This window comes from Sphingomonas yabuuchiae (genome assembly GCF_001477495.1).
Lineage (GTDB): Bacteria > Pseudomonadota > Alphaproteobacteria > Sphingomonadales > Sphingomonadaceae > Sphingomonas > Sphingomonas yabuuchiae_A.
In genome coordinates this window covers 1-3229 of record NZ_LDTF01000053.1, presented here as the reverse complement: position 1 = coordinate 3229, position 3229 = coordinate 1, and the positions used below count along the sequence as shown (strand labels likewise).

General features: G+C 66.6%; 3 protein-coding genes. All 3 read left to right on the top strand.

Features of this window, described 5'->3' with window-relative positions:
* Positions 1 to 1553: L-aspartate oxidase (gene nadB, locus NS355_RS10790; RefSeq protein WP_084787842.1), on the top strand; the 1553-nt coding region annotated here is incomplete at its 5' end.
* A 290-nt stretch (positions 1554 to 1843) separates the two neighbouring features.
* Entirely contained in the window at positions 1844 to 2833 is a 990-nt protein-coding gene (locus NS355_RS10785) for a serine hydrolase (protein WP_430727010.1), read from the top strand.
* A 131-nt stretch (positions 2834 to 2964) separates the two neighbouring features.
* Positions 2965 to 3201, top strand: coding sequence for a hypothetical protein (locus tag NS355_RS10780; RefSeq protein ID WP_244489651.1), 237 nt, complete (start codon positions 2965 to 2967; stop codon positions 3199 to 3201).
* Positions 3202 to 3229 lie beyond the last annotated feature (28 nt).

Sequence of the window (3229 nt, the reverse complement as noted above, 5' to 3'; positions counted from 1 at the left end):
TCGGATCGGGCGCGGCCGGGCTGACCGCCGCGCTGAACCTGGCCGACCGTTTCAAGGTCACGGTTCTGGCCAAGGGGAAGATGAACGAAGGCTCGACGGCCTGGGCGCAAGGCGGGATCGCCGCCGTCCTCGAACCCGGCGACACGTTCGACAGCCATATCGAGGATACGATGGTCGCAGGTGCAGGCCTGAACGACCGCGCCACCGTCGAGTTCGTCGTCGAGAACGCCCCCGCCGCGATCGAGCGGCTCCAGAAGTTGGGCGTGCCCTTCGCGACCGAGGGCAATATGCTGCACCTGACGCGCGAGGGCGGGCATTCGCATCGGCGGATCGTGCATGTGGCGGACGCGACCGGCTGGGCCGTGCTCGACGCGCTGCTGAAGGCGGCGGACGCGCATCCCAATATCACCATGGTCCCCGATCAGGTCGCGATCGACCTGGCGACCAGCCGCCACGAGATGCGCTATTCGGGGGCGGGCCATGTCTGGGGCATCTATGCGGTCGACCGGCGGACGGGCCGCGTCGTGGTGCACAAGGCCCGCGCGACGATCCTGGCCACGGGCGGCGCAGGCCGGACCTATCAATTCTCGACCGCACCCAAGGGGGCGACGGGCGACGGCATCGCGATGGCGTGGCGGGCGGGGGCGCGCGTCTCCAACATGGAGTTCATGCAGTTCCACCCGACCTGCCTTTACAACACCCAGGTCAAGAATTTCCTGATTACCGAGGCGGTTCGCGGCGAGGGCGGCCACCTGAAGATTCCCGAGACCGGGCACCGCTTCATGCCCGACCTCGACCCGCGCGCCGAACTGGCCCCGCGCGACATCGTGGCGCGCGCGATCGACCATGAGATCAAGCGGCTGGGCCTGGATTACGTCCATCTCGACATCAGCCACCAGCCGCCCGCCTTCGTCCGCGAACATTTCCCCAACATCCACGAAAAGCTGCTGAGCCTCGGCATCGACATGACGGTGCAGCCGATCCCGGTCGTGCCCGCGCAGCATTATACCTGTGGCGGCGTCATCGTGGACCGCGACGGGCGCACCGACCTGCCCGGTCTCTATGCGGCGGGCGAAGTGACGCAGTCAGGGCTGCACGGCGCGAACCGGCTGGCGTCCAACTCGCTGCTCGAATGCTTCGTCTATGGCGAGGCGTGCGCGAACCATATCGCGCAGCATTGGGACGAGCTGCCGCCGCCGCCCGCCATCCGCCCCTGGGACGAAAGCCGCGTCACCGATTCGGACGAAGAGGTGGTCATCAAGCAGAACTGGACCGAGATCCGCCGCTTCATGTGGAATTATGTCGGCATCGTGCGCACCACCAAGCGGCTGGAGCGCGCGCAACACCGCATCCGCATGCTGACCGACGAGGTGAACGATTATTACGGCCATTTCCGCGTCACGCCCGACCTGATCGAGCTGCGCAACCTGCTCCAGACCGCCGAGCTGATCGTCAACTGCGCGCTCCACCGCAAGGAGAGCCGGGGGCTCCACTATACGCTCGATTACCCCGAGACGCTGGACGAGGCGGTCGACACGATCCTGATCCCCTGAATCCTCATTCCTCTCCTTGCAGGGGAGGAATGAGGAAGTTTCGCGTCTTGTCGCGCGCAAGCCGCCTTTCGTCGCAAGCCCTGTGCGCGGGGATTTCCCCCATTGGGTCAACCCGTAAGGATGCCGATGTATAGCGGGGTACGGCGGTGACGAAGCGAGTATCGAGCGGTGGGCTGCGTTCATGGCCTGCCGGGTTTCTTCTCCTGGGACTGGCAGGCTGTGGAGCCGATTCACGTCCCGGCGCGACCGCCCATGCCCCCAGCGTTGCCGATCCACAGGTGTCGGTATCGATGCCGCTCCCCCCGCCCCGCCCCAGCCGCGCTCCCGCTGCTCCGGCTGAACTCGTGTCGACGATCAACCGCCTCTCCGCTTCCTTTGCGGGCAAGAAGGGCATTGCGGTGCGCGCGGTCGATGACGGCTGGACCGTCGAGGTCGGCGGCCGCCAGCGCCTGCCGCAGCAATCCGTCTCCAAGCTGTGGGTCGCGATCACCCTGCTCGACCTTCGCGACCGGGGCCGGGCGCGGCTGGACGAGCCGATCGTCGTGCGGCGCGAGGACCTGACCCTGTTCCACCAGCCGATCGCGATGCTGGTCAAGGGCGACGGATACCACACCACGGTCGGCGAGTTGCTGACGCGCGCGCTGACCCAGAGCGACAATACCGCCAACGACCGGCTGCTGACCTATGTCGGCGGGCCACAGGCCGTGCGTGCGATGATCGCGAACAAGCGGCTGGGCGATATCCGCTTCGGTCCCGGCGAGCGATTGCTCCAGGCGAAGACCGCCGGACTGACCTGGCAACCGGCGTTCGCCATGGCGGGCGCGTTCCAGGCGGCGCGCAACCGGCTCGATCCGGCGGCGCGGACAGCGGCGCTCAATGCCTATGTCAACGATCCGCCCGATGGCGCCGCGCCGATCGCCATCGCCGATGCGCTCGCCCGGCTGGCGCGCGGCGAGCTGATGTCCGAAACCTCGACCCGTATCCTGATCGACACGATGGAGGCCTCGCGCACCGGCCATGCCCGCCTGCGCGCCGCCGTACCCAGCGGCTGGACCATCGCGCACAAGACCGGAACGGGCCAGGATCTGGGCCGCCGCAATGCGGGCTTCAACGATGTCGGCCTGCTGACCGCCCCCGACGGCCGCCGCTTCGCCATCGCGGTGATGATCGGCGACACGACCGAGGATATCCGCAAGCGGCAACAGCTGATCCAGAATGTCGCGGCAGCGGTGGCCAATGCGGCGGGGCCGCCGAGGGGGCCGGTGGCGGTGGCGAACTGAGGGTTACGGATTGCTGGTTTCGCCCAGTAGCGGACGTTTTGAGTTGCTCAACTGCACGAATGATGCTGCCGTTGACGGCTGCTGACTGTGGGGCGCACAATCCGCGGTGGACACTGGATAAGGGCGCTACCGTGGATCAGACCTATGATGACTTCGGCCGCGAGACGGACGAAATGGGTCACATCAAAGACCCTGCCGAGCGCTACCAGCAGTTTATGCTGGGGCTCCATGACATGCTCGCGGATGCTAGTGACTACGGCTACTCACCCGAAGGTTGCCAGATGCTGGCACAAGCTCGGTTGGCCTTCATGGATGAGTTCGAGGCTCATTACCCCGGTTACGGAAAGGGCCGGGCAGTCTGGCGCTGAATGTCCGCTTCCCACCCATTCCAGACAT